This window comes from Clostridium algoriphilum, assembly GCF_020443705.1.
In the GTDB taxonomy this organism is placed as follows: domain Bacteria; phylum Bacillota; class Clostridia; order Clostridiales; family Clostridiaceae; genus Clostridium_AD; species Clostridium_AD algoriphilum.
Window position 1 is genome coordinate 17182 of the sequence record NZ_JAIZZK010000007.1, and the last position, 24922, is coordinate 42103.

At 30.0% G+C, this 24922-nt stretch carries 26 protein-coding genes; 21 read left to right on the forward strand and 5 right to left on the reverse strand.

The features are described 5' to 3' along the window. The first annotated feature begins 55 nt into the window (after positions 1 to 55). The 8 genes from LGK95_RS07650 (at position 56) to LGK95_RS07685 (ending at position 6171) form a co-directional block, all read left to right on the forward strand. Positions 56 to 877 carry an SDR family oxidoreductase gene (locus tag LGK95_RS07650; RefSeq protein ID WP_226123811.1) on the forward strand — a complete coding sequence of 274 codons (822 nt, stop codon included), beginning with the start codon at positions 56 to 58 and terminating at the stop codon, positions 875 to 877. Between the two features lie 344 nt (positions 878 to 1221). After that, entirely contained in the window at positions 1222 to 1599 is a 378-nt protein-coding gene (locus tag LGK95_RS07655) for a transcriptional regulator GutM (RefSeq protein WP_226123812.1), read from the forward strand. Positions 1600 to 1632: 33 nt separating this feature from the next. Then, on the forward strand, positions 1633 to 2178 hold the full coding sequence (srlA, locus tag LGK95_RS07660; RefSeq protein WP_226123813.1) for a PTS glucitol/sorbitol transporter subunit IIC: 546 nt from the start codon (positions 1633 to 1635) through the stop codon (positions 2176 to 2178). Positions 2179 to 2207: 29 nt separating this feature from the next. After that, positions 2208 to 3212, forward strand: coding sequence for a PTS glucitol/sorbitol transporter subunit IIB (srlE, locus tag LGK95_RS07665; protein WP_226123814.1), 1005 nt, complete (start codon positions 2208 to 2210; stop codon positions 3210 to 3212). A 118-nt stretch (positions 3213 to 3330) separates the two neighbouring features. Next, entirely contained in the window at positions 3331 to 3696 is a 366-nt protein-coding gene (locus LGK95_RS07670; protein ID WP_226123815.1) for a PTS glucitol/sorbitol transporter subunit IIA, read from the forward strand. Positions 3697 to 3847: 151 nt separating this feature from the next. Beyond that, complete coding sequence (locus LGK95_RS07675) at positions 3848 to 4294, forward strand: MarR family winged helix-turn-helix transcriptional regulator (protein WP_226123818.1); 447 nt, start codon at positions 3848 to 3850, stop codon at positions 4292 to 4294. Positions 4295 to 4413: 119 nt separating this feature from the next. After that, on the forward strand, positions 4414 to 5211 hold the full coding sequence (locus tag LGK95_RS07680) for a nitroreductase family protein (RefSeq protein WP_226123820.1): 798 nt from the start codon (positions 4414 to 4416) through the stop codon (positions 5209 to 5211). Between the two features lie 327 nt (positions 5212 to 5538). After that, positions 5539 to 6171: an HAD family hydrolase gene (locus LGK95_RS07685; protein WP_226123822.1), complete on the forward strand. Its 633-nt coding sequence runs from the start codon at positions 5539 to 5541 to the stop codon at positions 6169 to 6171. On the opposite strand, the gene LGK95_RS07690 is transcribed toward LGK95_RS07685, so the two are convergent. From LGK95_RS07690 to LGK95_RS07705, 4 genes are all read right to left on the reverse strand, one after another. After that, entirely contained in the window at positions 6149 to 6781 is a 633-nt protein-coding gene (locus LGK95_RS07690) for a DUF3267 domain-containing protein (protein WP_226123823.1), read from the reverse strand. The two genes, LGK95_RS07685 and LGK95_RS07690, sit on opposite strands and share 23 nt — an antisense overlap. 242 nt (positions 6782 to 7023) lie before the next feature. Beyond that, entirely contained in the window at positions 7024 to 8466 is a 1443-nt protein-coding gene (locus LGK95_RS07695; protein WP_226123824.1) for a glycoside hydrolase family 32 protein, read from the reverse strand. A 34-nt stretch (positions 8467 to 8500) separates the two neighbouring features. Further along, the gene (locus tag LGK95_RS07700) at positions 8501 to 9880 is read right to left on the reverse strand and encodes a sucrose-specific PTS transporter subunit IIBC (RefSeq protein WP_226123825.1); all 1380 of its coding nucleotides are present in this window, start codon (positions 9878 to 9880) and stop codon (positions 8501 to 8503) included. Between the two features lie 388 nt (positions 9881 to 10268). Next, entirely contained in the window at positions 10269 to 12818 is a 2550-nt protein-coding gene (locus LGK95_RS07705) for an FAD-dependent oxidoreductase (protein WP_226123826.1), read from the reverse strand. Positions 12819 to 13056: 238 nt separating this feature from the next. Here LGK95_RS07705 and LGK95_RS07710 point away from each other — a divergent pair, with 238 nt between their 5' ends. From LGK95_RS07710 to LGK95_RS07770, 13 genes are all read left to right on the forward strand, one after another. Next, entirely contained in the window at positions 13057 to 13515 is a 459-nt protein-coding gene (locus LGK95_RS07710; RefSeq protein ID WP_226123827.1) for a COG2426 family protein, read from the forward strand. Positions 13516 to 13651: 136 nt separating this feature from the next. Further along, on the forward strand, positions 13652 to 14251 hold the full coding sequence (locus tag LGK95_RS07715; RefSeq protein ID WP_226123828.1) for a hypothetical protein: 600 nt from the start codon (positions 13652 to 13654) through the stop codon (positions 14249 to 14251). Positions 14252 to 14619: 368 nt separating this feature from the next. Continuing rightward, positions 14620 to 14976 (forward strand): DUF6514 family protein, encoded by a 357-nt coding sequence (locus tag LGK95_RS07720; protein ID WP_226123829.1) that lies wholly within the window; start codon positions 14620 to 14622, stop codon positions 14974 to 14976. A 343-nt stretch (positions 14977 to 15319) separates the two neighbouring features. Further along, complete coding sequence (gene acpS, locus LGK95_RS07725; RefSeq protein WP_226123830.1) at positions 15320 to 15745, forward strand: holo-ACP synthase; 426 nt, start codon at positions 15320 to 15322, stop codon at positions 15743 to 15745. A 122-nt stretch (positions 15746 to 15867) separates the two neighbouring features. Further along, positions 15868 to 16482 carry a germination lipoprotein GerS-related protein gene (locus LGK95_RS07730; protein WP_226123832.1) on the forward strand — a complete coding sequence of 205 codons (615 nt, stop codon included), beginning with the start codon at positions 15868 to 15870 and terminating at the stop codon, positions 16480 to 16482. A gap of 39 nt (positions 16483 to 16521) precedes the next feature. Continuing rightward, complete coding sequence (alr, locus tag LGK95_RS07735; RefSeq protein ID WP_226123835.1) at positions 16522 to 17682, forward strand: alanine racemase; 1161 nt, start codon at positions 16522 to 16524, stop codon at positions 17680 to 17682. A 160-nt stretch (positions 17683 to 17842) separates the two neighbouring features. Then, positions 17843 to 18163, forward strand: coding sequence for a CopG family ribbon-helix-helix protein (locus LGK95_RS07740; protein WP_226123837.1), 321 nt, complete (start codon positions 17843 to 17845; stop codon positions 18161 to 18163). Continuing rightward, the gene (locus tag LGK95_RS07745) at positions 18123 to 18470 is read left to right on the forward strand and encodes a type II toxin-antitoxin system PemK/MazF family toxin (protein WP_071614469.1); all 348 of its coding nucleotides are present in this window, start codon (positions 18123 to 18125) and stop codon (positions 18468 to 18470) included. The genes LGK95_RS07740 and LGK95_RS07745 overlap by 41 nt, the downstream gene beginning before the upstream one ends. A 293-nt stretch (positions 18471 to 18763) precedes the next feature. Next, complete coding sequence (gene ftsE / locus LGK95_RS07750) at positions 18764 to 19450, forward strand: cell division ATP-binding protein FtsE (protein WP_226123839.1); 687 nt, start codon at positions 18764 to 18766, stop codon at positions 19448 to 19450. Beyond that, the gene (gene ftsX / locus LGK95_RS07755; RefSeq protein ID WP_226123840.1) at positions 19440 to 20330 is read left to right on the forward strand and encodes a permease-like cell division protein FtsX; all 891 of its coding nucleotides are present in this window, start codon (positions 19440 to 19442) and stop codon (positions 20328 to 20330) included. The genes ftsE and ftsX overlap by 11 nt, the downstream gene beginning before the upstream one ends. A gap of 98 nt (positions 20331 to 20428) precedes the next feature. Beyond that, positions 20429 to 21700, forward strand: a complete 1272-nt coding sequence (locus tag LGK95_RS07760; protein ID WP_226123841.1) for a S41 family peptidase — start codon at positions 20429 to 20431, stop codon at positions 21698 to 21700. A 158-nt stretch (positions 21701 to 21858) separates the two neighbouring features. Then, positions 21859 to 23163, forward strand: coding sequence for a PDZ domain-containing protein (locus LGK95_RS07765; protein WP_226123842.1), 1305 nt, complete (start codon positions 21859 to 21861; stop codon positions 23161 to 23163). 393 nt (positions 23164 to 23556) lie between these two features. Next, positions 23557 to 24009, forward strand: coding sequence for a hypothetical protein (locus tag LGK95_RS07770; RefSeq protein ID WP_226123843.1), 453 nt, complete (start codon positions 23557 to 23559; stop codon positions 24007 to 24009). A 301-nt stretch (positions 24010 to 24310) separates the two neighbouring features. Here LGK95_RS07770 and LGK95_RS07775 read toward each other — a convergent pair whose 3' ends face one another. Then, positions 24311 to 24775, reverse strand: a complete 465-nt coding sequence (locus tag LGK95_RS07775; protein WP_226123844.1) for a hypothetical protein — start codon at positions 24773 to 24775, stop codon at positions 24311 to 24313. Positions 24776 to 24922: the final 147 nt, after the last annotated feature.

Below are 24922 nucleotides of genomic sequence, written 5' to 3' on the forward strand. Positions count from 1 at the left end.
TGTAAAAAATGTTAAAATTTAAAATCAAAATATAAGTATAAGGAGAATGAAAATTATGGATAAATCATGGTTAGAATTAGAAAACAAGACAGTAATTGTTACAGGTGGAGCATCTGGAATAGGAAAAGCTGTTGTTCAAGAATTTTTAGATAATGGAGCTAATGTAGTTGTAGGGGATATGAATTCTACTGCACCTAAATTTGATATTAGCGATAACAGTGGAAAAATGTTATATGTAAAGACAGATGTATCAAGTGCTGACAGTGTTAATGAAATGGTTGAAAAAGCAAAAGAAACATATGGTAAGATAGATGTTCTAGTGAATAATGCAGGAATAAATATACCTAGATTGTTGATGGACGATAAAGAACCTCATAGTAAATATGAGTTAGATGAAGTTATTTTTGATAAAATAGTAAACGTTAACCAAAAGGGAGTGTTTTTTTGTACCCAAGCTGTAGTTAGAGAAATGGTTAAAGTTGGAACTGGAGTAATAATAAATATGTCATCTGAAAGTGGCCTTGAGGGATCAGAAGGACAGAGTATTTACGCGGCAACAAAAAATGCTGTCAATTCTTTTACACGATCTTGGGCAAAAGAATTAGGCAAAAAAGGAATTAGAATTGTTGGAGCTGCTCCAGGAATTTTAGAAGCAACAGGACTTAGAACAATCGAATATGAAACTGCATTAGCTTACACTCGTGGAATTACTGTAGAAGATTTAAGAGCAGGATATAGCAAAACGTCCACAATACCTCTTGGAAGGTCAGGGAAATTGACCGAAGTTGCAAATTTGGTTTGCTTCCTTGCATCAAATAGGGCAAATTATATTCATGGAGTAACGTATAATGTAGCAGGTGGAAAAACAAGAGGGTAATAATTTTACTAGTTTTATTAATAGTTAAGTGTTATAAATTGGACGGTAAGGGAAAGACAAATAGTCTTTGTATCTTTCCCTTGATAAAAAAATAAAAAGAATTTTAAATTACTATTGTAAAAAATTACACTAAATTGTATAATAAAATTATGAATAACACAAATGACATACAAAATCACAGATGTGCAAAAAAAGAGTGAAAATATAAAACATGATTTTTAGACTTTAATTAAAGTAAACGTTTTATTTTAGTTTTCTACACTTTGAATAATTATATAGAGATCATTAATAAAAAGTATAATATATCAGCATTAAGTAAATATAAAACAGATAGGAGGGTAAATATGGTTTTAACTTTAGTAATATTAATAGGCTTTTCATGGATAGTGCAAGCAATATTTAGCTATTTTCAAATGAAAAATTTTAATGCTGAATTTATAAGATTGCGTAGGAAAGGAAAAGTAGCAATCGGTAAAATAAAGGGGAAAATAAGTGCAGGTACAATTGTATTGATATGTATTGATGATAACTTAGAAATTGTTGAGGCTAAAATAATGACAGGGATAACAGTATTTGCAAAGTTAAGGTCGTTTAAAGAAATTGAACATGAAAATTTACTTCATATAAATGAGAAAATAATAGATAAAATGAATCCTAGAAAAAAGAAAGCTACTAAAAATGCTGTTAAAAATTACTGCTCATTTAAGGAGGTGATTAGTTAAAGTTTCAACAAAAAATAATAAAGAGGTGTTGTTATGCAATTATTAACGAATTTAGCAACAGGGTTTATTGGACTTTTTAACGCAGGCGGAAAGGTATTCGTAGAAATGGTTACTGGCATAATTCCAACACTTATAATGTTGTTAGTGGCTATGAATGCAATCATTAAATTTGTTGGAGAAGAAAGAGTAGAAAAATTATTTAAAAAACTTGGAGGAAATCCAATTAGTAGATATTTGATTTTACCTGTAGTAGGAACATTCTTTTTCTGTAATCCTATGACTTTATCATTAGGTAAGTTTTTACCTGAAAAATTCAAACCAAGTTATTATGCTGCAGCTTCATTTTCATGCCATACTATGAATGGATTATTTCCACACATAGATCCAGGCGAATTGTTTGTATTTCTTGGTATAGCAAATGGAATTACAGCACTAGGTCTACCCACAGTAGATTTAGCTATGAGGTACTTATTAGTTGGAATGGTTACAAATTTCTTTAGAGGATGGATAACCGATTTTACAACATCATTTGTCGCAAAACAACAAGGAGTAGTACTAGGTAAAAAAGCTGTTTTATAGTATATGTTTAACTTAAGGGGGAAAGGTTTATGGAGCAATATAAAACTATTAAAGTTAAAGCAGGCTCAGGTGGATTTGGTGGTCCTCTGATAATTAAATTTACAGAGGCTAAACATAAAATAGTTTGTGTAACTGGTGGAGTAATACCAGAACTCGCTAATAAAGTTGCAGAACTAAGTGGAGGAGAAGTTATAGATGGATTTAAGACATCTGTACCAGATTCTGAAACTGCGTGTGTAATAATAGACTGTGGTGGTACATTAAGATGTGGAATATATCCAAAAAAGAGAATTCCTACATTAAACTTAGTTGCAACAGGCAAAAGTGGTCCATTAAAAGAGTTTATATTACCTGATATTTATATATCAGCTGTAAAACCTAATTGTGTGAGCAGTTATGAAGGTGAAGTAGAAGAAAAAAATGAATCTGCTCAAGTGGTAGGTAAAGAAGAAGAAAAAAAGACGTATAAATATACTTCTGATAAGAAAATAACTCAACAATCCTCAGGTCTTTTAGCCAAAATTGGTAAAGGCATGGGAGGAGTAATAGCTGTATTTTATCAATCAGGTAGAGACACAATTGATACTGTAATTCATACAATACTCCCATTTATGGCTTTTATAGCTTTGTTTGTTGGAATAATGACAAGTTCAGGATTTGGAGATGTTATTGCTAAAGTATTAACACCATTGGCAGGTAATATATATGGATTGTTACTCTTGTCAGCAATATGTTCATTCCCATTTTTGTCACCATTTTTAGGACCGGGCGCTGTAATAGCACAGGTTATTGGGGTTTTAGTTGGAGTTCAGATTGGCGCCGGCAAAATACCTCCACAATTAGCATTACCAGCATTATTTGCAATAAATTCACAAGCAGCTTGTGACTTTATACCAGTTGGTCTTGGTCTTGCAGAAGCTGAACCTGAAACCGTTGAGGTAGGAGTTCCAGCTGTACTTTACTCAAGATGGATAACAGGTCCAACTACCGTATTTGTAGCATGGATAGCAAGCTTTGGATTATATGCGAAATAATTAACGTATCTAAATATGATTATGAAATTATTGGTTTGTAAATAAAATCATTATAATGAGTAATATGGGTGAAAGCTTTTACTACTCATTATAATTTTATTAAATGGGAGGAATAATAATGAACTTAATATATAGTACGAAAATAACAAAAATAGGTGAGATGGTTCCACAATTTTATCCGGAAAAGATGATTATAATGTTTAAAGAAAATGCACCACAGGATTTAGCAGATTATTGTATTTTACATAATATTAATCAGCTTAATGAAGAAATTAAAACAGGGTATATATTAAAGATAGATGACACAGAATATAAAATTACCGCTGTAGGTGGTGTAGTTAATAAAAATTTAAGAGATTTAGGACACATTTGCTTAAAATTTGATGGAAGTAAAGAAGCAGCATTAGATGGAACCTTATATCTAGAAGATAAAGATATAAAAGAAGTTACAATAGGTGATGTAGTTGAAGTAATATCAGCTTAAGTATTCGTAAAATTAAATCAAAATAATATCAAAAAACTATCTGACGCTCAGATGGTTTTTGTTTTGGTTAACTGATAAATATAGTGGTTGACATAAAACTAGCCTAAGTATAATATATGCATATACATATATTGTACTGGAGGTTAAACTTATGTGCTGCTTAAACTCATCTTATAAAAAACATATACAGAACTGTACTTGTGGTGATCTAAGAAAAACCACCCGTACAATTACTCAATTCTATGACAAAATGCTTCAACCAACAGGACTTCGTAGTACTCAATGTTCACTTTTATTGGACATCTTTTTTAATGAAAATATTTCGGTTTCTAATCTTGGTAATATTTTACTCATGGATCAAAGTACAGTAACAAGAAATGTTGAGTTACTTAGAAAGAGTGGTTACATTGATATTAAGAAAGAAGAATTGGACTGTAGAAAAAAGTGTATATCTATAACTCATAAGGGCTTAAAGAAGCTTGAAGAAGCTACACCCATATTGAAGAAAGCGCAAAGTAAAATTGAAAATGGTATTGGCAAGGAAAGAATTGAAGAATTATTAAAGACATTAAAAGATATTGAGAGATTAGTAAAGTGAAAATTTTTTAGTATAATATATGCATATACATATGCAATTATTAAATGGAATAATAAAAATTATGTTAGTCTAATTTATGTAATATGCTGAAACTTAAATTAAACAAGGAGATGTACAAAATGAGTATTATAACTGTAAATGAAGAAAAATGTATTAAATGTGGACAATGCATTAAGGAGTGCCCGGTATTTGTTCTAAAAATGGGCGAAAAGGGACCAGAAGAAAAAGAAAAATCCAATTGCATTGCTTGTGGACATTGCGTTGCTATATGCCCTAATTCTGCTATAGATAATACAAAAACACCCCTAGCACAACAAATTGATTCAAAAGATTTTCCTAAGTTAAACGCACAGGAGGCGGAGCATTTTTTAAGAGCACGTCGCTCTATCAGAAATTATAAAGAGAAATCAGTATCAAGAGAAGAATTAACAAAATTGGTTGATGTTGCAAGGCTAGCACCCACTGGAAGTAATAGTCAAGGCATATCATTTGTAGTAGTTGAAGATAAACAATTAATTGAAAAAGCTGCTGAACTTACTATTAAGCTTATGGAGAGATCACCACTTAGAAATGTATTAAAAGAAACTATCAGAACTTACAGGGAAGATGGAGTTGATACAGTATTTCGTGGTGCTCCGAACTTAATTATAACCATTGCAGACAAAAACTTTTCAAATGCGAGAGGTAACTCTGTTTCTTCTTTGACTTATCTTGAATTATTTGCGCCTTCACTAGGACTGGGATCCTGTTGGGCTGGTTTTTTTGAGTATTGTGCATCCATTGAGAATTCACCGATGCTTAAATTATTTAATATTCCAGAAGGAAAAAAAATAACAGCCGCTGTTATGGTTGGATATCCTAAGTATAGCTATAAGAGGTTAGTGGATAGAAAACCTTTGGAGGTTATTTTTAGGTAATATAATATGTTATCAGTTGAATATTTAGTTAGACAAGCTCAGTTAAAATTTAATGAAATATAAAAAAACATCTGGATATCGGATGTTTTTTCTTTTAATATAATATATTAGTCTATCATAATACACGATCATCGCAATTTTTTATATGAGGTCTAAATCTTTTTCTTCTCTAAGAGAACATGCTAATGTGATGCTTAATGGTATAATATTAAGTGAAATGCAAAATAAAGATACATAAATGAACAAGTTAATTAATTCAATTGTTATTGAACATTAATTGATAACATACATATAATAGTAACCAAATTATTAAGATAGGGGGTAACAATGATTAAACTTGTAATTTTTGATTATGATGGTGTAATAGTAGATTCATTTATTACTGTTTATGATATATATAAGACTATAGGCAGTAAACTTAATGTAAAAATTCCGAGTACAATTGAAGAATTTAGAAAAACATATGGAGATAATTTTAGTGAATGTTACAAAAATTTAGGCATAGATAAAGATAATCAAACAAAAGCTATGAAAATTTTTGGAGAAGAGTTAGAGAACAAAAATCCAGAAATCTTTTGTGGAATTAAAGATGTTTTAAGCTGGGCAAATGAACATTATGAAGTAATTTTAATCTCTTCAAATTATACAAAAGAGGTATTACAAAAGCTTGAAAATAATAATATACATAAGTATTTTTCTTTTATAGATGGTAATTGTGCGATTAATAAATCAGAAAAATTTAAGTTTATACTTGAAAAGTATAAACTTAAGAGTAATGAAGTTATAGTAATTGGAGATAGATTGTCAGATTATACTTCTGCAATTGAGGCTGAAATTGAACACATAATTATAGTTGAATATGGTTGGGGATATGACAGAAATAAATGTCCTAATAATAAATTTGTAATAAATGAGGCAATTCAATTAATAGATGCTATTAAAGAGATCGATGTAAGTTGATTTTGTGATATGTTTCAAATCCATTATTTATAATATTAGCTCCATTAGGAATTTGTTTTATTACAAGACATATATTAAAAATATCTACACATGAACCCATTGCATTTATAAGGCATAGAAGAATAGTATAGCCATTTAATATTCCAAGCATTTTAAGTATAAATGGAAGTATAATAGATAATATGAAAAACGGCATAATTGAAATGAGTAGAAATCTTCCTTTTACAATTGGCTCATTAGTATACACAAACCCGTATATGCCGTTTAAACCCCAATATGTTTTATCTGAAGTCAGTACTCCAGGAATAAAACAAGCATGTAAAAATTCATGGAGTATCATGAATATTATTATTCCAATAAAATACAATAAAGTCCGTAAATCTATCATAAATTCAAAACTAAAATTTTGATTGTCCATCAATGCTTGAAAGGGTTCATATAGATTATACATAATAGTAATTACGATAACTGCATTCATTAACATAAAAGGGATGGATAGTAAAGTTGTTATTCCCAAATTAGATGGCTCTTTCAACTTTTTCCAACCACTTGCAAGTAGCTCATCACTTAAAGTCTTGTCAGTAGGGGGTATTTTCTTTACATATTTCATATAAACAATTTCCTCTCATTTTACATAAATTATTTTTATAGTACAATATTAATGTATTATATATTTATTAAATTATACAAAAATTAACAGAATATTCAAATATAAAATATAATAAACAACAAATTTATAGTTAAACGATAATAACATTGACCCAATGCAGTCCCCTTTCTAGTAACAGATTTTTATTATTTAATCTGTATACTTTAAGGGGAGTATATCAGTGTCTATAAGTACCAGTTTATTTAGATTATATCCCATTTATCTATAGATACAATCCCATTACAGATTATTTTTACTCCTTCATTTTCTCCACATTGATAAAATCTTGTGGTAAATACTTCTTCTCCCGAATTTATGAATATTTCTATAGAGGATGTATCTGAAAATATCCATAAGGATTTTAATTTATCTAATTGAACTTGTCTATTATTTCTTCCGTATCCACTTTGACCTAAAGAAAGTTCAAAGATTTTTTTATGCGAACTGAAAGTTAATTTACAATCATTTCTCATAATTAATTGGAAATCACCAACAAGCTGATCTATATTCAGTTTTAATTCGAAAACATCTCCATTTAATTCTCTGAATTTTTTTTCCTTATTAATGCGCATTTTATAAGCTATATGATTTTTTCGTAATTCTTCCGTTTCTACACAAGGCATTTGTATTAGTTTTTCATTTTTTATAAAAAGCACTCTTGGAATAGTTAAGGCATGTTGCCAATGGTTTTCTATAGTAGGGTTAATATAATCAGTTACATCAGTAAGTCCCATCCAGGCTATCATTATGCGCCTTCCCTTATTATCTAGAAAAGTCTGCGGTGCATAAAAATCAAATCCTCTATCTAATTCTATAAATTTATCATAATTAAAATTGTTTTTATCTTTATCAAAGTTTCCAATCATGTATCCGCTTTGATATATATTGTTATATAAATGCCCCTTAGCAGAAATTCCTTGGGGTGATATAATTAACACATCTCTTTTTTCTAATGTGAAAAAATCTGGGCACTCCCACATGTAGCCTAAAGCGTCTACCCCTCCTGCTGGTATACTTTGTATTTCCCATACCATCATATCTTTAGATTTATATAAAAGGATATAACCTTTATTATCTTTTCCTCTTCCACCTAATACCATATAATAATCATTGGCTTCCTTCCAAACCTTGGGGTCTCTAACATGTAAAGTGAAATTTTTTGGAAAATCTTTATTTGTTAATACTACTGTCTTTTCACCAAAATTAATTCCGTCTATACTTTTTACACAAATTACATTTTGATGTCTACCTGTAAGCACATAATCGTGGTTGCCTTCTTCTTTTACATTACCAGTATAAAATAAATATAATTCTTCTCCTTCTACTAATGCTGATCCTGAATAAACTCCATCTTTATCAAATTCGCTGTCTGGATATAATGCTATTCCTAAATTTTCCCATTTTAATAGGTTCTTAGATTTATAGTGCGCCCAAAATTTTAATCCACCATTAGCATCTAATGGGCAATATTGATAAAAAACATGATATTCACCTTTAAAATAACATAATCCATTAGGATCATTTAACCATCCTACCTCGGGCATAATATGATATTTTAATGCCCATTTATCTGCTTTTACTATGTCTTTAACATTATCTACTGCCTCAATTATATTTTCATTTAATTCTTGTGTTTTTATCTTCATAATATCCTACCTTTTCATAAACTATCTAATTTTTTTATTCTTCTTCTATGCCTAAAAAATAAGTTATACTAAATGAAACAGTTAACGCTATAATTAGACCTATTACATAATTAACCATTGAGCCTGGTTTTACTATTGTAAGAGCAGGAATTGCGGTTAATCCTATAGCATTCATAGCGACCTTTGTTGTTGCAACATAAGCACCTGCAACAGCGCCACCAGCAAGTGCAGCTAAAAAGGGCTTTCTAAACCTTAAATTTACACCAAATATAGCAGCTTCAGTTATTCCCAAAAATGCACTTAAAGCAGAGGGTAATGCTATAGATTTCGTTTTTGAATTTTTTGTTTTAAAATATACAGCTAATGCAGCGCCACCTTGTGCAAAGTTTGCCATGGACCATATAGGAAGTAATGTATTAGCACCAGTTTTAGCTAATAATGTAAGCTCGATAGCATGGAAGCTATGGTGAATACCAGTAATAACTATGATTGAATATGTTCCACCGAATAATAATCCGGCAAATATTCCAAATTTAGTAATTGCAAAAGTTAAAAATATGCTTATTCCATTTCCTATAAGCATTGCAAAAGGTCCAACTATAGATAATGCTAAAAATCCAGTTAATAAAACAGTTAAAAATGGAGTTACAAATATATCTAATACGTCTGGAACAATTTTTCTAATCCTTTTTTCTATTATGCTCATTATCCAAATTACAAGCAAAATTGGCAAGACAGTCCCTTGATAGCCTACTAGCGGCATTTTTATTATCCCGCCTAGTATAGGCATAGTTTTATATCCTCCACCTATTGTCCACGCATTTTGAAGTGAAGGATGAATCATTATTCCACCAATAACAGCCGCCAAATATGGATTACATCCAAATTCTTTTGCTGCACTAAATGCTACTAGTATTGGAAGGAATATAAATGCAGAAGAACTAAACCAATCTAGCATTGACCACCACCAAGTCTGAGACATTGACTCAAGACCAAAGGCTTTTAATGCCCCCAAAGTTCCCATTAATAGACCGGATGCCACAATTGCAGGGATTATAGGTACAAATATATTTGATAATACCCTTGCTATTTTTTGAATTGGGTTTAGCTTTTGCATAGCGTCATTTTTGACATCTGAAGTACTCATCTCTTTTATGTTTGCTTCTAGAGCAAAATAGGCATAAACTTTATTTACAATACCCTGTCCCAATATTACTTGATATTGTCCTCCGTTTAAGAAACTTCCTTTCACTAGCTCTACGTTTTCAATTTTATCTTTTTCGATAAGGCTATCATCTTTTAGAACTAACCGTAAACGTGTTGCGCAGTGGGCCGCGCTTACTATATTTTCTTTGCCACCTATAAGTTTTAATATTTCACTGGCAGCATTTTTGTATAACGTATCTTTGCTCATAACATTTTCCCCCTTAAAATAACATATTTAATTTTGAAATGTGGTATCGTTACCATGAAAAGTAAAAAAATAAATATTCATAATTACTTAACTTTTATATCCCTCCTTATTTTAACGGTATCGTTCCCACATATGTTTTTTAAAAAACTTGTTAAAGGATTACATTTTTATTCTATACCATTTTTCAACTTAAGTCTATACCCTAATTTGAATTATTTTGAACCTACTGGAATTTTATTTAACAACTCTATCATTACTTGATGAAAATGCTGATACTAGAGTAAAAGATAAACTCTTAAGCAATCAAATTAATTTGGGACTGTTTGCGATTCCACAACTTAAAAAAAGCACATAAGACAGCAAAGTCTTATGTGCTTTTTTTGTTTTACTAGATTAAATTGCCTTTTAGTACTTCTTCAAGTGTTTTCGATCCTTCAATGTCAGTTATTAAATTAGCCGAGGATTTGTTGTCACCAATTATAATTCCACCGGTTAAAACATTTTTATTAAAGAATAGTTTTTTGTATACATTGTTTTCGCTATCCTTTGAGCTGACAGCTTTAAATTGTTCTTTAGATATTTCACCTACAGATAAGAGCTCAAGTCCCATAGCATTAAATGATATGACACCTGTTGCGTGCACGTAGTCTTTATGGTCTCCTACTGCATTTGTACCTGCAATTTTCCCCATATCTACAGCGGCAGGCCAGTTACCATATACTGTGCCTGCGTATTCTGCAATATCACCACATGCATATATATCTTTAACATTTGTCTCCATCTTTTCATTAACTAATATACCGCGGTTAGTGTCTATATTGGTTTCATCAGCTATATTTTTGTTTGGTGCAATTCCTGTTGAGAATAGGACCATACTTGCATCAATTGTTTTTCCACTTTTGAGAGTGACTGATGTAACAGAGTTTTCACCGTTAATAACGGTTACTGAGTCACCTAATACAACTTGTATATCTTGGTTTTCAACTGCAGCTTTAAGTATAAGGCTGCCTTCATTATCTAACTGTTTACCAAGCAAGGAGTCACTGAATTCTACTACTGAAACATTTAGACCAGCTTTTTTTATTTCATATGCTGCTTCAAGTCCTAAAAGTCCACCACCTACAATTACTGCACTCTTAGCTGTTTTCATCTTATCTTTAATTGCTTTTAAGTCCTTTAGATCTCTTAAAGTAAATACTCCTTGTTTATCTATTCCATCAGTCGGAATCATGCGGTTTTGACTTCCGTTTGCTAAAATTAATTTATCATAATTTATAGATTTACCATCCTTTAGTAGTACTTGTTTTTCCTTAGTGTTTAGGCTTTGAACTTGTACTCCTAAGTTAAGAGTTATGTTATTTTCTTCATACCACTCTTTTGGAGAGAGGTAGAAAGTATCATCTTTAAGATCTTCACTTATACCATCAGAAATAGAAGGTCTGTAGTAAGTTAATTGTTCTTCATTAGATATTATTTCTATAGCACATTGTTTATTTCTTTTTCTTATAGAATCAGCAGCATAATATCCAGCAGCTCCGTTACCAATAATTAAAAATTTCTCTTTTTTATCGGAGCTAAAAGTTATCACTTCTTCTGATACCTCAATAAATTGATCTGCACTTGCGCCACAAGCAGGACATATTTCAGGTGGTCTTTGTCCATCAAATTCTTCTCCACAAACTACGCATTTCCATCTTTTTTCTGTAGAAGGTTTAGCCGGAGTGTTTCTTATTTTTATATTTTCAGCTATCTTCGCAGCAAAACTTTCACCAAATTTATAAGCAAAGTTTAAATCTTTTTCAGAAGGCTTAAAGTTAGTCATCATTGAAGGATATAAATCAAGATTGATTTGCTTCAATCTATCTACTACATTAGGAACACCTTCTCCACTCCAACCATAAGAACCAAATGCAGAAGCTACTTTTCCACCATGAACTATAGGATTTAGATTTATTAAAATATCCCATATTGGTTTTAAAGCGTCTCCGTTTATTGTAGGCGTACCAAATATAATCCCTTCAGATTTACCTATACTTGCTAAAATATCATTCATGTCATGATGAATAACATCATACATATTAACTTTGTAATTAGAACTAGAGTTTATTCCTTCTTCTATTTTCTTAGCTATAGATTCTGTATAGCCATAAGCTGAGACATAGCATAGAGTAACTTCTGGTACTTCAGTAGCTTTTTCTGGAAGGCTCCACTGTTTGTATTGATTTACTATGTTTAAAGGATCATCTCTTAAAACAGGTCCATGACCTGGACATATTACGTCTATTGGAAGATCTTTAATTTTCTCTATAGCCTGTAAAACATAAGGCTTAAAGGGTCCCATAATAGCGTCGAAGTAATATTTTAAGGCTTCTCTGTAATTTTCCTCACTCTCGTTTAGGTCATTAAATACTGCTTCGCTTGCGTAGTGACTTCCAAAAGAATCACAAGTGATAAGCAGCTTGTCTTCTTTAACGTAGGTATAAATTGAATCTGGCCAATGAAGAAAAGGCGCTGAAATAAAGGATAATGTTTTATTTCCAAGATCTAGAGTATCTCCATCTCCTACAGTTATGTATTCGAAGTCTCTATTTATGATTTCCTTAAGGAATTGGATGGCTGAAGGTGATCCTACAACTTTAGCGTTTTTAGCAATTTCTAAAAACTTTCCTACAGAGCCTGCATGGTCTGGCTCAGTATGGTCTACTACTATATAGTCGATATCTTCTACTTTAATGTTTAAAGAACTTAATCTTTCTAAATATTCATCAAAAAATCTCTCTTTTACGGTTTCAAAAACCGCAGTTTTTTTACTACCTTTTACTACATATGAGTTATAAGTAGTACCAAAAGGGGTATACATAATTATATCAAAAATTCTAAGATTAGGGTCTAGTGCACCTACCCAGTATATATCTTTTTTCACTTCTAATGCTTTCATTTATAACACTCCTTTAATAATTATTTAAGAATAATAGTTATTACCTAGAGTATAGTATAAGAAAATTTAGAATGCAATAACAATTTGCCATAAAAGTTTATTTTACCCATAGAAAGTAAGCTCTGTTTTACAGTAAACACTTTTTATGCTATAGTTTTATTGTTATTTAAAAGTATGCCTTTATAGTACTATTTTAAATAATAGAACTAAAGAAAATTTATAAATAAGGAGAATTTATATGGATTGGTTAAAAGTTTTATTGCTGGCAGCGGTGCCACTTTTTGAGCAGAAAGTGTCTATACCACTAGGAATATATGAGTATCATATTAGTCCTATAGTGGTGTTTTTTTTAACTTTTGTTGGAAGTTTGTTGCCAGTTCCTTTTGTATTAATATGTTTTAATAAAATATTTCAATGGTTAGGTAGATATAAATTATTTAGTGGTATATATAATTTAATCGATAAAAAGATAAACAAGAATAAATCTAAATTTGAAAAATTTGAGGAGATAGCACTTATAACATTTATTGCAATACCTCTTCCTACTACAGGGGTTTGGACTGGAACTGCGATAGCTGCTTTCTTAAAATTAGATTTTAAAAGGTCGGTTATGTGTGCGGTTGTAGGATCTTTTATATGTGGACTTATTGTTACAGGATTATCTGTAGCTTTTCCAGCTTTTTTAAATGTTTTATGATAAATAATCTCTTACCGAGTGGTAAGAGATTATTTATTTTATTGCTTATTAGTATACTTTAAATCAATTTAGCCACACTAAATAGAGGATAATTGAGAATCCTAAATGTATTCGTTACAGTGGGGAGAGATAGAGTATGAATGAAATAGATGGAGATAATAAAAGTCATTTAAATAAAGCTTATAAAAGTTTTTCGGAGTTAGTATATGTGGTATCTGCAAAAGAACTTGAGTTTTTTATTACAAAGGGTGAATTCACTAGTTATTTTAATAATAGAATGAAAAAAATATTATCAGAAATAAACGAGGAAAAAAACGGAATATTAGATGTGGGTGTGTTTTTTAATACAAAGGGTGAGATAACCCTTATAGATGCAGAGACGTTAGGTAAATTTATTGAGGATAATTATGCCTTGAAAATGGTGGAGTATTACAAGAACACTTCTTTAAATAGAATTATTAGAGAAGTGGTAAATGGAAGTGAGAAAGCTAAAGGAGATTTTATCTTAATTTCATACTCTATATTATATGACACACTTAATGAATTATATAAAACAATTAGTTGTAAAAAATCTAGTTTGATTATATATAAAAATCGATATGCTCTAGACGATTATCCAAATGATGATTGTACTATGGTTATTGCTGCATTATTAATATTGGAGGATTTATGTAAATACATTGGTGTGAATAGATATAAAATGATGAAACAGATAAAGGAAAAAATTTACAAATAACTGAATGAGATTAAAGCTTACACAAAATAAGGAGAGGAATAAACAAATATTATGATAATTATTTACAAAATAACTATATTTTTAAAATATAAACGTGGTTATAAAGAAAAAATACAATTTAATAAAAAAATATTCAATAATTTATAAAAAACTTTTAGATAAATTTATTATAATTTCGACAAAATAATTCACCACATTTATACTAAGTTGACTCACTATTCTTAGTTAATCGTGGCATTATGGGTGTAAAGGGTTGTTGTTGTCATTTAAACGAGATAATACATTTGATATACACATCATAAAATGACAGATTTTTTTAATAAGTAATGTTAATCTATTCTCATAACATAGTATAGGGGGAAAACATTATGGTAATTTTGGAAAACTTATTTAAAAAAGTAACAGATGGTGATGTAAATCATAATTATTTTTATAGACTAGTAAAAAGTCAGATTTCTGTTTCAATGTATGGTGAATTTACTAAGGTGCAAGCTTATGGTATTGAAATAGAAAGACAAGACATGGTTGATGGAACAGTTGTACGTATACAAAGAGATTGTGTAGAAAATATAAGTCCACAAAGATATAAAGTTAAAAATCTCTTAAAAATGGTATATGAAAACACAGTGTCACCTATTCACATGATTGATATATTGGGTGAGTATATCGATGAGTATACTAGTGATTTTGATGATGAAATGTTAAAAGACATAGCTACTTGTTAATATGCATATTAGCCTAACATATTTAGGAGCTGCTCCTCCTTCAGAGGGACTGCTCTTTTTTGTTATATAATGAAGAGTTTTAAAATTGAAAGATTTATGGTACTATTATAAATTAGAAGAAATTCAGTTTTAAATAATACATACATAGAAATTTGCCCATATAAATTCACTTTAACATATAATTAAAAAGATTTTATATAAAAAACTAAAATAAAGCTATTTATAATCAAGATTGTATTATATTATTGTATTATTATAGATTTATAATGATAAAGTTTAAATTTGTGTTTTGGATTTGATTACTAAGATTTAGGACATAAATTAACAGGTAGGAGTGATAGTTATGATTCTCGGTGTAGGTACCGATATAGTAGAAATAAGACGTATAAAAAATGCTATAGAAAGCAACACTAGGTTTTTAGAAAAAATATTTACAAGTGATGAATTAGAATATCTTAAAAGCAGAAATTTAAGACCTGAATACATCGCTGGAAGATTTGCTGCCAAAGAAGCGGTTGCGAAAGCTTTAGGCACGGGATTTAGAGGATTCGAATTTAAAGATATTGAAATTGATAGGACAACTCTTGGAAAACCAATAGTGACGTTGAAAGGGAAAGCAAAATTAATAGCCAAAAAAGAAGGGCAATATAAAATTCATCTTAGTATATCTCATGGGGAAGATAGTGCCGTAGCTTATGCTATATTTGAAGTCAATAAAAAAGATGAAGAAGAGTGTATACAAATAGTTGCAGATCCTGTTTTAGGATAGTTAAACAATATAGTAATAGTGTGAAACCATTAGTAATAGTATTAATAGTAGAGTGAGTTGTTGAAGTAGAAAACAATTAATAATTGTTTTTGCATCTCTAGAGTAATGCTAGGAGGATAACAATGAAAAAAAGAGCACTATTATTATTAAGCCTTTTACTGATTTTAAGTTCTATGCTATTAACTTCTTGTAATAAAAAACCAAAAGATACTAATGATATTACAACTTATTTAAAAAACATGGAAAGCTATACTACAGAAATGACTATGGATATAAAAAATGATAAACAAACGATTAACTATAATGCCAAACAATCATATCTGCAAGGAGGTGGATACAAATTAGAGCTAAATAAAAATAGAGTGTTTGTTTACAAAAATGACAATAAGATTTATGTCAGTGACAAAAACAATGGAACTAAGTATGTACAGAGTAAGGATTTTGACGGAGTACTTAAACTAAGTTTTATTGGTGAATACATAGGATTATTGTATACCAATGAGAAAATTGAATATGTAAGTAAAACTATCAATGGAATTGATTACACAGTAATTGATTTATTTATTCCTGGTAACAATAAAAATATTAATAAAGCAATGCTTTATGTTAATAATAAAAGCATGTTGCCGGAAAAGATGCTTATATACGATCTTAATAATAAAGAAAAAATTGCAATAAGATATACAAAATTTCTTCCTAACGTAAAAATTAATCCGTCAGAGTTTAAAGTTCGTTAGAAGTAAATTAAATTGCAATAAACAAATGAGGTGAAGGTCATGTTTAGACATTTAAGGCCTGTATGGGCAGAAATTGATTTAGATAAATTAGCTCATAATATGAGGGAAATTAGACGGCTTGCTAAGAGTGAAAATATTATAGCTGTTGTAAAGGCAGATGCTTATGGACATGGAGCAGTGGATGTGGCCCCAGTGCTTCTGAAAAATGGTGCCAATATGTTAGCAGTAGCAATCCAAAGCGAAGCGATGGAACTAAGGAAGTCAGGTATAGAATGTCCAATAATGATTTTAGGGTTTACACCGCCAAATTTAATAGATAATTTATTGAAATACGATATTCAACAAACCGTATACACATATAAATTTGCAAGTGAATTATCAAAGATGGCTGTAAAAGAAAACAAGATAGCTAAAATTCACATTGCAGTAGATACAGGTATGGGCAGAATAGGATATCTACCAAACGATGAGAGTGCTATGGAAGTATATAATATAAGTAAGCTACCTAATATACTTATAGTAGGGATGTTTTGCCACTTTTCCACCGCAGATGAAAAAGATAAGACATATACTTATGAACAAGTTAAAAAGTACGATGATTTTTATGAAAAGTTAAAAGCTAAAAAAGTGTACATAAAGATGAGGCATATTGCCAACAGTGCTGCTATTATAGATTTGCCAGAAACTCATTATGAGGCAGTACGCCCGGGAATAATAATATATGGCTATTATCCTTCTGACGAGGTAAATAAAGAGAAGATAAATTTATTACCTGTAATGACTTTAAAAACAAATGTAGTGCACATAAAAACACTTCCACCTGGAGAATATGTAAGTTACGGAAGAAAATATAAAACTCAAAAAGAAAGTGTTATAGCTACTCTTCCAATTGGATACGCTGATGGGTATACAAGGCTCTTATTTGAAAAGGGAAAGGTAATCTTAAAGGGTGAATTTGCTCCAGTTATAGGTAAGATCTGTATGGATCAATGTATGATTGATGTTACAGAAATAAATGGAGTAAAAGTAGGAGATGAGGTTATACTTATAGGTGAAGATGGAGACAAGAAATTTACTGCAGATATAATAGGAGACCTGATTGGTACAATCAGTTACGAAGTAGTTTGCATGATAGGTAAACGAGTTCCAAGAGTATATACTAAACAAGATGAGGTTGTGAAAATAAGAAAATACATATAGGATTCATGGTTTTATATGTAGAATAAACTATTTGTGTGTAGTGGTAATTGTTGAAAAAGGGCGAAATTACGAATAATTTCTTTGACAGATTGACATAGGTTGAATTATAATATATTTCATACATATTGTTGCTTTACTAATAGGAGGTATTAAATTCTATATGTCAACTTCAAAGAAACTAGTAATAAACCTCTCAAAAAAACTTTATATTGAATTTAATAAGGCACTTCAAAAAGATTGTAAAAAAAGAAGTGAATTTATTAGGGAAGCTATAATACTATATATTGAGGAAAAGAAAAAACTCAAATATATAGACGAAATGAAACAAGGATATTTAGAAATGGCCGAGTTAAATTTAAAAATAGCTAATATGGGTTTTGAGATTGATATTAAAGATTTTAAAGAATACGAAGTTAAGCTTTCGGAGAGTGATTTGTCAAATGACAACAATAGTAAAAAGAGGAGATATATTTTATGCTGATTTGAGTCCGGTTGTAGGCTCAGAGCAAGGTGGGATTAGGCCAGTGATTATACTTCAAAATGATATAGGTAACAAGTATAGTCCCACTATTATTATTGCAGCTATTACTTCTCAGATAAATAAAGCAAAACTCCCTACTCATGTTGAAATTTCTTCTGAAGAGTATGGTCTAAATAAAGACTCTGTAGTTTTGCTGGAACAGATAAGAACATTAGATAAAAAAAGATTAAAAGAAAAAATCGGTCATATGACTGATGGAGATATGAAAAAAGTAGATACTGCGCTTTTAATTAGCGTAGGTTTGTAAAATGGACAAGGAAATTTATTGCCCTTGTTGAATAGTAAGGGCATTTATTGCCCTTATTTTTGTTGTTACCCCTAAAAATTTGAAAATTATCTCATTAAAGTGTAGAATATTGTAATATTGGGTTTAATTGAAAAAGTAATCATTTATAAATTATGCTAAATAATTTAGCATAATTTGAATAATATTCACGGAAATTTTATAATAAATTTTATTACAGACCTAGTCATTATGGTATAATGTTATTAGTGATTTTACTGTAATGAATTACATAAACAGGGTAAGGAGAGTTGAATATGATACAATTAAAGAAAGTAAGTAAGATTTATGATAATAATGTAGTAGCTTTGTCAAATATTGACATAACTATTGAAAAGGGGGAATTCGTATTCCTTGTAGGTCCTAGTGGAGCTGGAAAATCTACTTTTGTTAAAATTCTTTTAAAAGAGATAGAACCAACTACAGGTAACATTATTATAAACAATATGGATATAACAAAATTATCTAGAAAAAAAGTACCGTACCACAGAAGAAAAATTGGAGTAGTTTTTCAAGATTTCAGGCTGATTGATACATTAAATGTTTATGAAAATGTGGCGTTTGCACTTAGGGCAACAGAATGTTCTGCAAAAGAAATTAGGAAAAAAGTACCTTATGTTTTAGATTTAGTTGGATTATCTAAAAAACATATGGCTTTGCCTAATGAAATTTCTGGCGGAGAGAAACAAAGAGTATCACTTGCGAGAGCTATAGTAAATAATCCTACTTTGTTAATAGCAGATGAGCCAACAGGAAATTTAGATCCTGAAACTGCATTAGGTATTATGGATATCTTAAATGATATTAACAAGGCTGGTACTACGGTACTAATGGCGACACATGCAAAAAATATAGTAGACTCTATGAAAAAGAGAGTAATTGCTATAGAAAAAGGTGTTCTAGTTAGAGATGAGCAAAGGGGAAGATACGGTTATGAAGATTAGTACAATTAAATATTTTATAGTTGATGCTTTAAAAAGTTTGAAAAGGAATAAAACCGTTAGTTTGGCATCGGTGGCTACAGTTGCAGCTACTCTATTTATTTTAGGGGTGTTTTTATTAATAGTTTTTAATGTTAATGCAGGAGTTCAAGAATTAGGTGCTAAATTAGAGGTAAAAATTTATCTTAATGATAAGGTAACGATATCAGAAAAGTCGGCAATAGAAAGAGCAGTAAATAAAGTTCAAGGAGTTTCAGAAGTTAAATTTGAAGACAAGGGTGATGCGCTAAACAAGGTAAAGAAACAATTTGGACCAGATAGCAAATCCTTAGTACAAGGATTTGAAAAACAGAACCCATTTCCAAATGCATATGTAGTAAAAGTAGATAAACCAGAAGTTGTAAGTAATGTAGTTAAAGCAACTAATGGGCTAAAGGGTATAGACAAGGTTAAGGATGTTAGAGAAGTTGTTGATAAAATTATAAGTATAACAAATACTCTTAAAATTATAGGTGTTGTATTATTTGTGACTTTAGTTAGTGTTTCTTTATTCTTAATAGGAAATACCATTAAGCTTACAGTATACTCAAGAAAAAAAGAAATAGGTATAATGAAATTTGTTGGTGCTACTGATTGGTTTATAAGATGGCCATTTATTATCGAAGGTATGATACTTGGTATATCAGGAGCAGTCATTTCTACTGGAGTACTATATTATGCTTATGCATTTGTTTTCCATAAGTATACTAGTGCAATCCTCGGAATTACGCTTATAAATCCTCATTTTATATTAAGCACTACTTTATGGCAATTTATGTTGGGCGGCTTAGTTATTGGAGCTGTAGGAAGCGCTATATCAATAAGAAAATTCTTAATTGTGTAATATTAAATAAAATTATTCATATGTTTATTTAATAATAGTGTTATAAAATTCTTATATTTACATAATAATATATAGAGAATTGCAAAGAGGTGAATAAAATGGGTGATGAAAATAAATTTAAAGTTGTAAAGAATAGTAATGAGATGCCTAAAGCAAAAAAAAGAAAAATGATTGTATGGATTGTAGTTTTGCTTTTGGTTACAAATTGTATAACTTTATTTATATCAAATCGAATTTCCTTAGGACTCCCTAATGGGAAAGTATTAATTGGAAGAGATGCTTATAGTCAAGTATTGAAATTCCAAAAACTGTTTTTAGTAAGAAATAAACTATATGAGTATTACGATGGTAAAATTAGTGATGATGTTTTAGTAGAGGGTGCTATAAAAGGCATGACTGATTCCCTAAAAGATCCTTATACAACTTTTATGAATAAAAAAGAGTTTACAGATTTTAATACACAAACAGAAGGAGCTTACACTGGACTTGGATTACAAGTAGGGGTTAAGGATGATAATATAGTTGTAATTGCACCTTTTGATGGATCACCAGCTAAAAAAGCGGGATTGATTTCTGGAGACGTTATAGAAAAGGTTAATAAAACAGAAGTATCTGGAAAAGAATTAGAAAAAGCTGTTACAATGATGAAAGGTAAGGTAAATGAACCAGTTTCCTTAACTATCAACAGAAAAGGAAAAGGTACTTTCCAGGTCAACATGAAACGTGCAACTATTGATTTGGTAACAGTTAAAGGTAAGATGTTAGCAAATAAGGTTGGGTATATTCAACTTACAATGTTTGATGAAAATACTAGTAGTAACTTTAATAAAAAATTAGCAGAATTACAAAGCCAAGGTATGAAGAGTCTAATAGTTGATATAAGAGGAAATCCAGGTGGACTTTTAGATCAATGTGTAGATTTAACATCTAATTTTGTGCCTAAAGGAAAAGTTCTAGTATACACAATAGATAAAAACAAGAAAAAGACAGAATATAAATCTAAGGGTGGTCTAGCAGTAGGCATGCCATTAACTGTTCTAACAGATTCAGGATCAGCTAGTGCATCAGAAATTTTTGCAGGAGCTGTAAGGGATTATAAGGTTGGTACTTTAGTGGGAGAAAAAACCTTTGGTAAAGGTGTGGTTCAAACTATGCTTTATAGAGGTGTGGATGGTTTTGATGATGGTACCGCATTGAAAGTTACTATATCAAAATACTACACTCCGAATGGTGAAAATATACATCATATTGGTATAAAACCAGGAGTTGCAGTTGTTTATCCAACAGCACTTAAAGAGAAGGTATATGATAGGGATACAGATCCACAATTTAAAAAAGCTTTAGAACTAGCTAATGATAAAATTAAGTAATAACATAGGGATATTTATCCAAGTATCTACCAAGAAATTTGGTAGATATTTGGTTTTTAACAACGTTTTTATTCTACATGCGATAAGTAATGCTTTTACTTATGTTATGCTTCGAATATAACGTGTTTGACAGTAATATGGAAGGAGAATTTTAGTCAATGGAAATTGCAATACATACTTTAAGAGCAGTTGCTTATGCAATTGCAGACCCTTCTAATGCGTTTATTTTAATAATGATTGCGTTAATTTTTTATAATAAAAATAAAAAAATAGCTGCTATGCAAAAAATGATAATGGGAGAGAGTTTAGACTCACCTTTTGAACTAACTATATCTCAAATTGTAATAGGGATTTTTGCAGGGGCTATAGCGAGTCTAATATTTACATTTTCAGGGCTAGTTTTTGATGAAAATTCAAATATTTATTTATTGTTTATGGTGTCATTATTCTTTATGGCATTTAAACCTAGATTTATTTGTTTCTCTTATTCTGGTGCAGTATTAGGTTTAGCCAGCCTACTGCTTAAATATGCAGCCATTTCTTTACAGAAACCACAATTAAATGTTATTAACATTGATATTCTAACATTAATGACTTTGGTTGGAATATTGCATATTATAGAGGGAGGCTTAGTAATGCTAGATGGTTCAAGAGGAGCTATTCCGGTGTTTACTAACAGAGATGATAAAATAATTGGTGGATTCGCCTTAAAAAGATATTGGGCATTACCAGTTGCTTTACTCATACTTTTAAGTGCAACTTCATCAGATTTAGCAGTTGGACAGAGCATTATGATTTCTGAGTGGAGGCATTTGATACAAGGGGATATAGCCCAGCGAATAGTTAAAAGTTCAGTCATAGCATCTATTGCTTTATATGGAGTAATAGGTTATAGCAGTATAACTTTTACTAAAAGTAAGAGAAAGAAAACATTTACTTCAGGGGCTTTAATAATAGTCTATGGAATACTGTTAACGGCTATATCAAGACTTGCGATACTCGGAGTAGGTTATCAAATATTCATTTTAATATTTGCAGCAGGACTTCATGAAGCAATGCTACGATTAGAAAAGCATATGGAACTTACTTTTAAACCAAAATATGTTAGTAGTGATGATGGAATTATGGTGCTTGCAGTTGTCCCAAAATCGCCTGCTTTTCAAATGGGAATTCAAAGTGGAGACTTGCTTGTAATGGTTAATGATAAAAAAATAGAGTCTGAAGAAGAAATATTTAATATAATTAAAGGAAACTTTGATGCACTCTCTTTTAGAATTAAAAAACCCTCAGGGGAATTAAAAGACACCCAATTTAGCAATATAACTAATAATAAAAGACTAGGAATAGTAATTGTACCAAGAGAGGTGCCTAAAGACACAACTATAGTGAAAGTGAATGATGAAACATTTAAAGACATAATGGACAAAATGAAAGATAAAGATGAAAATGAAGACAAGAAATAAATTTTTCTTAGAGAATGCTATTATGAAAAGTATATATTGCTTAAATGCGTTCATTTCGCTAAGTAATTCTAAAATTTATTTTGTTTTCAGTTGCTAAAAAACGCAAACTCGCTTCACTCAAACATGCGTTTTTCTTTACACACCTGAAAATAAAATAAATTAAGAATTACTAAGGCTTATTCAAACGCATTCTACGCAATATATACTTTTATTAGCATTCTCATGGAAAAAGACATAATTTCAACAATCCTTCTGCTGTCATAAATGGCTAAGCGTATTAAAAATCTTAATAATGAATTATAATACATTAACTAAATAAATTTATTTTAATTATATACATCACTACAACATAACTACATTTATTAAGGGCAGATTAATAAATGGGTGATGTTTATGAAAAAAAAAATACTAGCAATCATAGTTTTATTTATTATATTATTACATCCAACAGTTATTTTTGCTGAAGGATTTAAGGATGTTGAAATTTTTGACCCAAAGCAAGAAAAGGTAGTTAAGGTAGTTAAGTTAAATCCGAAAATTAACAATATGGTTACGGAATGGATAAAAAATGTAGATGCCATTTATGGCAAAAGTAATCCTCTTACAGATGATGGGTATGCGGTTAGGGTACCACTTTACCCATCTGTTACTGTACAGAATAAAAACTTAAACACAGTTGTGAATGATGTCTATATAATAGTTCCTAAACATGAAACACCATTTCTTATGATTTTTGATAACGAAAACAGATTGCTTTGTTATCCATTTAAAGGGGATATAAATACATTGTCAAAAGTTTTAAATTTTAAACTTGAAACTGGAAGAAGTTTCTCTTTTCTTAATTGAGAACGAACTGAAATATTATTTAATTAAATAGAACCACTGTAAAGTATTATGAATTAATGCTTTACAGTGGTTTTATCTATATTAATGCAACTATAATTATGTTATGGTTATAAATGAATTAATTGGAATCTTTTTCATGAGAATGTTAATGCACTTCTACCCATGGTTTAAAATGGAAGTTAAAAGTAGCTTATTTTATCTAAAGTTTAGAAAGCAATACATAAAAAAACCCCTAGCCTAACATTAATATAATGGGAGGCTAGGTGTTTTTTATATATGGTTAATTATTTAAAATAGATGTTTAAAGGAAACTATGTAACATTCTTGACTGACATAGATATAATTGCTTCATAATAATTTTGTCAGCTTGAGACTGAGTTATAGTTCCATTACTTACAAGGGATGTTAAAGGATTTATATGATTTATCTTGTTACTAGTCATATATATATTATTCTCTCGATCGGTAATATCTTTTGTCTTTTCAAATGTTGTTTTCTTTGAACCTTCAGTTTTATTTAGTATAGCTTTAATTTTATTAGCTTGATTTACACTTATAGTGTTACCAGTTACAACGTTTTCATATTTTTTGTCTAAAGATTGGTGTATATTAGTATTTACACTTTTACATTCATTTGTTAATGAGGCCTTTTTACTAATACTTAATGTGTTAGTAGTTGTTGCAAATGTCGTAGTAACAGTGGATATAAGTATTCCCCCTGTTAGTAAGCCTGAAAACATTTTGGACTTAAAAGACACATGTTTCATTTTAATATCTCCTCATAATTTATTTTGAATCTATCCATAATATAATTATAGCCCTTATTAATACCAAAAAGGTGTCAATATGATGTCTATTTTGTTTACATTGTGTAAATTTGTAAATTCTTTAATTTAATATAGTATAGTAAGTTA

Coding starts and splice junctions, on each gene's coding strand:
- LGK95_RS07650 (WP_226123811.1), top strand. CDS start 56: ATGGATAAATCATGGTTAGAATTAGAAAACAAGACAGTAATTGTTACA.
- LGK95_RS07655 (WP_226123812.1), top strand. CDS start 1,222: ATGGTTTTAACTTTAGTAATATTAATAGGCTTTTCATGGATAGTGCAA.
- srlA (WP_226123813.1), top strand. CDS start 1,633: ATGCAATTATTAACGAATTTAGCAACAGGGTTTATTGGACTTTTTAAC.
- srlE (WP_226123814.1), top strand. CDS start 2,208: ATGGAGCAATATAAAACTATTAAAGTTAAAGCAGGCTCAGGTGGATTT.
- LGK95_RS07670 (WP_226123815.1), top strand. CDS start 3,331: ATGAACTTAATATATAGTACGAAAATAACAAAAATAGGTGAGATGGTT.
- LGK95_RS07675 (WP_226123818.1), top strand. CDS start 3,848: ATGTGCTGCTTAAACTCATCTTATAAAAAACATATACAGAACTGTACT.
- LGK95_RS07680 (WP_226123820.1), top strand. CDS start 4,414: ATGAGTATTATAACTGTAAATGAAGAAAAATGTATTAAATGTGGACAA.
- LGK95_RS07685 (WP_226123822.1), top strand. CDS start 5,539: ATGATTAAACTTGTAATTTTTGATTATGATGGTGTAATAGTAGATTCA.
- LGK95_RS07690 (WP_226123823.1), bottom strand. CDS start 6,781: ATGAAATATGTAAAGAAAATACCCCCTACTGACAAGACTTTAAGTGAT.
- LGK95_RS07695 (WP_226123824.1), bottom strand. CDS start 8,466: ATGAAGATAAAAACACAAGAATTAAATGAAAATATAATTGAGGCAGTA.
- LGK95_RS07700 (WP_226123825.1), bottom strand. CDS start 9,880: ATGAGCAAAGATACGTTATACAAAAATGCTGCCAGTGAAATATTAAAA.
- LGK95_RS07705 (WP_226123826.1), bottom strand. CDS start 12,818: ATGAAAGCATTAGAAGTGAAAAAAGATATATACTGGGTAGGTGCACTA.
- LGK95_RS07710 (WP_226123827.1), top strand. CDS start 13,057: ATGGATTGGTTAAAAGTTTTATTGCTGGCAGCGGTGCCACTTTTTGAG.
- LGK95_RS07715 (WP_226123828.1), top strand. CDS start 13,652: ATGAATGAAATAGATGGAGATAATAAAAGTCATTTAAATAAAGCTTAT.
- LGK95_RS07720 (WP_226123829.1), top strand. CDS start 14,620: ATGGTAATTTTGGAAAACTTATTTAAAAAAGTAACAGATGGTGATGTA.
- acpS (WP_226123830.1), top strand. CDS start 15,320: ATGATTCTCGGTGTAGGTACCGATATAGTAGAAATAAGACGTATAAAA.
- LGK95_RS07730 (WP_226123832.1), top strand. CDS start 15,868: ATGAAAAAAAGAGCACTATTATTATTAAGCCTTTTACTGATTTTAAGT.
- alr (WP_226123835.1), top strand. CDS start 16,522: ATGTTTAGACATTTAAGGCCTGTATGGGCAGAAATTGATTTAGATAAA.
- LGK95_RS07740 (WP_226123837.1), top strand. CDS start 17,843: ATGTCAACTTCAAAGAAACTAGTAATAAACCTCTCAAAAAAACTTTAT.
- LGK95_RS07745 (WP_071614469.1), top strand. CDS start 18,123: ATGACAACAATAGTAAAAAGAGGAGATATATTTTATGCTGATTTGAGT.
- ftsE (WP_226123839.1), top strand. CDS start 18,764: ATGATACAATTAAAGAAAGTAAGTAAGATTTATGATAATAATGTAGTA.
- ftsX (WP_226123840.1), top strand. CDS start 19,440: ATGAAGATTAGTACAATTAAATATTTTATAGTTGATGCTTTAAAAAGT.
- LGK95_RS07760 (WP_226123841.1), top strand. CDS start 20,429: ATGGGTGATGAAAATAAATTTAAAGTTGTAAAGAATAGTAATGAGATG.
- LGK95_RS07765 (WP_226123842.1), top strand. CDS start 21,859: ATGGAAATTGCAATACATACTTTAAGAGCAGTTGCTTATGCAATTGCA.
- LGK95_RS07770 (WP_226123843.1), top strand. CDS start 23,557: ATGAAAAAAAAAATACTAGCAATCATAGTTTTATTTATTATATTATTA.
- LGK95_RS07775 (WP_226123844.1), bottom strand. CDS start 24,775: ATGAAACATGTGTCTTTTAAGTCCAAAATGTTTTCAGGCTTACTAACA.